5 protein-coding genes and 4 tRNA genes are annotated in these 6753 nt (G+C 37.1%); all 9 read left to right on the plus strand.

Features of this window, described 5'->3' with window-relative positions:
- Positions 1-435: hypothetical protein (locus A9G37_RS06015; RefSeq protein ID WP_065574925.1), on the plus strand; the 435-nt coding region annotated here is incomplete at its 5' end.
- Positions 436-438: 3 nt separating this feature from the next.
- Complete coding sequence (locus A9G37_RS06020) at positions 439-801, plus strand: Mor transcription activator family protein (RefSeq protein WP_065574765.1); 363 nt, start codon at positions 439-441, stop codon at positions 799-801.
- A gap of 267 nt (positions 802-1068) precedes the next feature.
- Positions 1069-1863 (plus strand): tRNA cyclic N6-threonylcarbamoyladenosine(37) synthase TcdA, encoded by a 795-nt coding sequence (gene tcdA / locus A9G37_RS06025; protein WP_034913637.1) that lies wholly within the window; start codon positions 1069-1071, stop codon positions 1861-1863.
- A 286-nt stretch (positions 1864-2149) separates the two neighbouring features.
- Positions 2150-4846, plus strand: coding sequence for a bifunctional acetaldehyde-CoA/alcohol dehydrogenase (adhE, locus tag A9G37_RS06030; RefSeq protein WP_065574926.1), 2697 nt, complete (start codon positions 2150-2152; stop codon positions 4844-4846).
- 150 nt (positions 4847-4996) lie between these two features.
- Positions 4997-5072: transfer RNA gene (locus tag A9G37_RS06035), tRNA-Thr, on the plus strand.
- Between the two features lie 33 nt (positions 5073-5105).
- A tRNA-Tyr gene (locus A9G37_RS06040) sits at positions 5106-5190 on the plus strand.
- 55 nt (positions 5191-5245) lie between these two features.
- Positions 5246-5320: transfer RNA gene (locus tag A9G37_RS06045), tRNA-Gly, on the plus strand.
- A gap of 3 nt (positions 5321-5323) precedes the next feature.
- Positions 5324-5399, plus strand: a tRNA-Thr gene (locus A9G37_RS06050).
- Between the two features lie 183 nt (positions 5400-5582).
- Positions 5583-6753: elongation factor Tu (tuf, locus tag A9G37_RS06055; protein WP_065574927.1), on the plus strand; the 1171-nt coding region annotated here is incomplete at its 3' end.

Genomic DNA, 6753 nt, shown 5'->3' on the forward strand with positions numbered 1-6753 from the left:
AGAGAATTACTTATATTAGTAAGTAATTTAAACTATGGCTGTGCTAAACCGATGATTGCCTATATTGGTTTATTTCGTACTCAAAAATCAAATTTAAGCAATTCTAGAGCAGTAAACTTAATTAATGAGGTCCTAAAATTATATCAACCCAGCAGGCATCTGGCTCATGCACTAAGAGAAACCGTTAATAATATTCACGCTAAGCGTGCACTAGGTGAATATAAGCCGTTTAAAAATCATAATTATCTAAAGTCAGTTTATGATTCTACTAAGCATTTATTTGCGTACGTTGAACATAAAGAAGAAGATAAACCTATTCGTAGCAGTAATGAAGAGTATTTTGAACAGATGTATAGAGCCGGTATCGATTTTAATAAATTAGAAAAAAATATACCTGGTGCACTAGATTGGTATAAGAAGAAAACAGGAGCGTAAACTATGACAAAGTCTGCAATGTCTATCAAACGTCACGAATTACTAACACATGTATCATTATCTGCTGCTAACGACGCAATGGATTATGGTTTACCTGAAGATATTGCAGCACAGTTAGGTGATAACATTGCAAATACAATTTCAGAACTGTTTGGCGGTCAGAATATCACATTTCCACGCGACTACAGATTTAAACTAAACCAACGTGACTTGCAAATCTATGACGCATTTAAAGGCAATAACTACGCAGAACTAAGTCAAAAATATAAAATGACAGAACGAGGTATCAGAAAAGTAATCGACCGAGTTCATAAACGAATGATAAAAGAAAAACAACCAACACTGTTTGAATTTAATGACGCCTAATTAATTTTTAGAGCAAAATTTTTTAGGCAATTTTTTATTTCATATTTTGTAACACTTTTTCAAAAAACAATTTCATTATTTCCCTGTTTATTTTGTTATATCCCATTTATCTCATCATTCTGTTATTATTTATCATGTTCTATTTCAGGTATAATATCTTTAATACTTATTGATAAACTCTTTATATAAAGAATATTACAGTTATAATTTGTAAAAAAGTTTCAGGAGAGTAGGTGTTTTAGTATAAAACACTATTATTAATTATTGATGAATAAAGAATCGTACTTTCAACGTTTTAGTGGTATAGCTAGGCTTTATGGAGAGTCGGCTTTGCAATGTTTTTCGCAAGCGCATATTTGTATAATTGGTATCGGCGGTGTAGGTTCTTGGGTTGTTGAATCGCTAGCGCGTAGCGGTATTGGTCAAATTACCCTAATTGATATGGATGATGTTTGTGTAACAAATACAAATCGCCAAATTCATGCGTTAAAATCCAATATTGGCAAAGCTAAAACCTCTGTTATGGCTGAACGTATTTTACAAATTAACCCTGAATGCATTGTAAATGAAATTGATGATTTTATTAATTCAGATAATGTTGGTGAATATTTAGGAACAAAGCAATCACCACGGTATAACTATATTATCGATGCAATTGATAGTGTTCATGATAAAGCAGCGATTCTTGCATATTGTAAGCGACAAAAATTGAAAGTTATTACCATTGGTGGAGCTGGTGGGCAAAAAGATCCAACCCAAATTAAAATTTCAGATTTAGCCAAGACAATTCAAGATCCATTGGTAGCGAAGTTACGAGAGAAACTAAAGCATAATTATAAATTAAATAAAGATAGTAAAGGTAAATACGGCATTCCTTGTGTATTTTCGACTGAGCAATTAACGTATCCTTCTAAAAATGGACAAGTATGCTTAACAAAAAGTGAAGCAGATGGACCTAAAAAAATGGATTGTGAGTCAGGGTTTGGCGCAATTACAACAGTTACAGCCACCTTTGGTTTTGTGGCGGTTAGTTATGTGCTAAATAAATTGTGTAACACATAATTTTTAAAACTAGTCCTTTTTCTTCCATAATAAATTCCATTAATAATAACCACTTTTGAGTGAAAGTGGTTGTCTTTTATATCTATTTCTTTTTTAGTGATTAAATACATAAAAAATTAGTTACTTTTCGTGACATGCTTTTTTTTATTCAATATATTATTGTATAAAGTAAAAATCTGATTTACGATAACGTCAATTTCGTTTTGTCATTATGCTTAAGCATTAAATAGTTTCAAGGAAGACGCCAAACGATCCCGATTTATTTTTTAATTTCAAGGAGAAATCTATGGCAGTAACTAACATGAATGAGTTAAATGAGTTAATGGCTCGAGTCAAAAAGGCGCAGGAGACTTATTCAACTTATACTCAAGAACAAGTCGACAAAATCTTTGTAGCAGCTGCAACAGCCGCCGCTGCGGCACGTATTCCACTTGCGCAACAAGCTGTTGCAGAGTCAGGAATGGGAATTGTCGAAGATAAGGTCATAAAAAACCTTTTTGCCGCTGAGTATATTTTAAATAAATATCGTCACGATAAGACTTGTGGAGTCGTTGCTGAAAATGAACCATTCGGTACTATTACTATAGCAGAGCCACTTGGTATTATTTGTGGAATTGTTCCTACAACTAACCCAACTTCTACTGCGATTTTTAAATCATTAATTAGCTTAAAAACTCGCAATGCAATTGTCTTCTCTCCACATCCTCGAGCTAAAAAATCAACTATTGAAGCTGCTCGAATTGTATTAGATGCCGCAATTAAAGCTGGTGCACCAAAAGATATTATTGGTTGGATTGACGAGCCATCTATCGAATTATCAAATGCATTAATGCACCACGATGATGTGTCTGCTATTTTAGCAACCGGTGGACCAGGCATGGTAAAAGCGGCTTATAGTTCAGGTAAACCTGCGTTAGGTGTTGGTGCAGGTAATACACCAGTTGTTATAGATGAAACAGCTGATTTGAAACGTGCTGTTGCCTCAGTACTTATGTCTAAGACATTTGATAACGGGATGATCTGTGCATCAGAACAAGCAATTGTTGTTGTTGATTCTGTCTATGATGAAGTACGTCGCTTATTAACTCAATATGGTGCATATGTCTTAAATGCTAAAGAAACTAAAGCAGTACAAGGTATTATTTTAAACGACAAAGGCGCCTTAAATGCCAATATTGTTGGTCAGCCAGCAACTAAAATTGCTGAAATGGCTGGTCTTAAAGTTCCAGCTGGTTCGAAAGTACTTGTTGGCGAAGTAAGTAAAGTTGATTTATCTGAACCGTTTGCCCACGAAAAACTTTCTCCAACGCTTGCTATGTTCAAGGCTAAAGATTTCTCTGAAGCTGTTGATAAAGCAGAAAAATTGGTTGAAATGGGTGGAATGGGGCACACTTCAGTCCTTTATACTGATCAAGATAGCAATCGTGAACGTATTGCTTATTTTGGTAGTAAAATGAAAACTTGCCGTATTTTAATAAACCAACCAGCGGCTCATGGTGGTATTGGTGATTTATATAATTTTGATTTAGCGCCATCTTTAACATTAGGATGTGGCTCTTGGGGTGGTAACTCGGTATCTGAAAATGTTGGACCGAAGCACTTAATCAATAAGAAAACAATCGCTAAGAGAGCAGAAAATATGTTATGGCACAAACTACCAAGTTCTATCTATTTTAAACGTGGCTCACTACCAGTAGCTTTAAGTGAAGTAGTTGAGCAAGGTGCAAAGCGTGTATTTTTGGTAACAGATAAATTCCTATTTAATAACGGTTACTCAAAACAAATCACTGATCAATTAGAAGCACAAGGTGTTATTTGTGAAACTTTCTTTGATGTTGAAGCAGATCCAACATTAAGTGTCGTGCGTAAAGGTACTGATTCAATGCAAGCATTCCAACCAGATACAATTATTGCGTTAGGTGGTGGTTCACCAATGGATGCTGCAAAAATCATGTGGGTTTTATATGAGCACCCTGAAACTAAATTCGAAGAGCTAGCATTACGTTTTATGGATATTCGTAAACGTGCTTGCCACTTCCCAAATATGGGGCAAAAAGCAAAATTAATTTGTGTAACAACCACATCAGGTACAGGCTCTGAAGTAACTCCATTTGCCGTTGTTACTGATGATGCAACAGGTCAAAAATATCCATTAGCGGATTATGCTATTACGCCTAATATGGCAATAGTTGATGCGAACTTAGTGATGAATATGCCTCGTTCACTTTGTGCAGCTGGAGGCTATGATGCCGTAACGCATGCTTTAGAAGCTTACGTATCAGTTATGGCAAGTGAGTTTTCTGATGGGCAAGCGCTACAAGCGCTAAGCATACTTAAAGCTTATTTACCAGCAAGTTATAGAGAAGGGGCTAAAAATCCTATTGCTCGAGAAAAAGTGCATAGTGCTGCAACGTTAGCTGGTGTTGCTTTTGCTCAAGCATTCCTTGGTGTTTGTCACTCAATAGCTCATAAAATTGGTGCAGCGTTCCATATTCCTCATGGTGTTGCTAATGCGATGTTAATTAGTAATGTTGTCCGTTTTAATGCAACCGACAAACCAACTAAACAAGGTACATTTAGTCAATATGGTTATCCTAAAGCAGTTAGCCGTTATGCCGAAATTGCTGATCATTTAGGTCTAACCGCAGCTACGGATAATGATGAGAAGAAAGTCGAGAAGCTAATTGGTTGGTTAGATCAACTTAGAAAAGATCTTGATATTCCATTTTCTATTAAAGAATTTGGTGTGGATGAAAAAACTTTCTTGGATCAAGTCGATCAGCTTGCAGTAGATGCATTTGATGACCAATGTACTGGTGCAAACCCTCGTTATCCTCTAATTGCAGAGCTAAAACAGATCCTTCTTGATACTTATTATGGTCGTGCATATCAAGACAAAGGTGATATTAGCGAAGATGTAGCGGTACAAACAGCGGCTAAAGGTGCAGGGACAACCAAAAAAAATGTAGTTAAAAAGAAATAACATAAGTTTATTTTGAGCTAAATAAAACCCGAAATAATTATACATTTCGGGTTTTTTTATATTTTTGATTTATTTTTAAGCAAACAAAATAAAATTTGTTTTTTTTGCTTGCAAGGTTAAATGTTCTAGTTCATAATGCGCAGCACTTAGGCCGGCTTAGCTCAGTAGGTAGAGCAACTGACTTGTAATCAGTAGGTCGCCAGTTCGATTCCGGCAGCCGGCACCATTTTCCTAAGTAGACAAATTTATAAAGATTCGGGGTGGGGTTCCCGAGCGGCCAAAGGGAGCAGACTGTAAATCTGCCGTGTCACACTTCGAAGGTTCGAATCCTTCCCCCACCACCATTATCTAATATTAGCAATAGCTAATTGAAGCATTTAGGTAGCCGAGTTTGAACATGCGGGCATCGTATAATGGCTATTACCTCAGCCTTCCAAGCTGATGATGCGGGTTCGATTCCCGCTGCCCGCTCCAATTGCTGATATAGCTCAGTTGGTAGAGCGCACCCTTGGTAAGGGTGAGGTCGGCAGTTCAAATCTGCCTATCAGCACCATTCTTGTTAATCTCCTAAACTTCTAAAAATATCAAATTTGCCTGCTTTATAGCTTGTCACTCGGTAACTTTATCTGTTATCATTCAGAGCTAATTTTAAGTTAGTATTATGTTGATATTAAATATGATACTTGGTTAATGTGGTGATTCACCACCGATTTGTATTACATTTGAGGGACGATAAATGTCTAAAGAAAAATTTGAACGTACAAAACCCCACGTTAACGTTGGTACAATCGGCCACGTTGACCACGGTAAAACAACTTTAACTGCTGCAATTACAGCTGTACTTGCTAAAAAATACGGCGGTCAAGCTCGTGCATTCGATCAAATCGATAACGCACCAGAAGAAAAAGCACGTGGTATTACCATCAACACTTCACACGTTGAATACGATACACCAACTCGTCACTACGCACACGTAGACTGCCCAGGCCATGCTGACTATGTTAAAAACATGATCACTGGTGCGGCACAAATGGACGGTGCTATCTTAGTAGTAGCAGCAACAGATGGTCCTATGCCACAAACTCGTGAACACATCCTTTTAGGTCGTCAAGTAGGTGTTCCTTACATCATCGTATTCTTAAATAAATGTGATATGGTTGATGACGAAGAATTATTAGAATTAGTTGAAATGGAAGTACGTGAACTTCTATCTCAATATGATTTCCCAGGTGATGATACACCAGTCATTCGTGGTTCTGCGCTTAAAGCGTTAGAAGGCGATGCAGCATGGGAAGACAAAATTGTTGAATTAGCAGAAGCATTAGATAGCTATATTCCAGAGCCAGAGCGTGATATCGACAAACCATTCCTATTACCAATTGAAGACGTATTCTCAATTTCAGGACGTGGTACAGTAGTAACTGGTCGTGTTGAACGCGGTGTAATCAAAGTTGGTGAAGAAGTTGAAATTGTTGGTATCAAGCCAACCACTAAAACAACTTGTACTGGTGTTGAAATGTTCCGTAAATTACTTGACGAAGGTCGTGCAGGTGAAAACGTTGGTGTATTACTACGTGGTACAAAACGTGAAGAAATCGAACGTGGTCAAGTACTTGCAAAACCAGGTTCAATCACTCCACATACTGATTTTGAATCAGAAGTGTATATTTTAAGCAAAGATGAAGGTGGTCGTCACACTCCATTCTTCAAAGGTTACCGTCCACAGTTCTACTTCCGTACAACTGACGTAACAGGTACTATCGAATTACCAGAAGGTGTAGAAATGGTAATGCCTGGAGATAACATCAAAATGACAGTATCATTAATTCACCCAATCGCAATGGCAGACGGCTTACGTTTTGCGATTCGTGAAGGTGGTCGTACTGTTGGTGCGGGTGTTGTTGCTA

The organism is Gilliamella sp. GillExp13 (assembly GCF_001690815.1).
Lineage (GTDB): Bacteria > Pseudomonadota > Gammaproteobacteria > Enterobacterales > Orbaceae > Gilliamella > Gilliamella bombi.

Bases quoted from the DNA above. Each gene is read 5' to 3' on its own strand.
- adhE (WP_065574926.1), top strand. From the start codon at position 2,150: ATGGCAGTAACTAACATGAATGAGTTAAATGAGTTAATGGCTCGAGTC.
- A9G37_RS06020 (WP_065574765.1), top strand. From the start codon at position 439: ATGACAAAGTCTGCAATGTCTATCAAACGTCACGAATTACTAACACAT.
- tcdA (WP_034913637.1), top strand. From the start codon at position 1,069: ATGAATAAAGAATCGTACTTTCAACGTTTTAGTGGTATAGCTAGGCTT.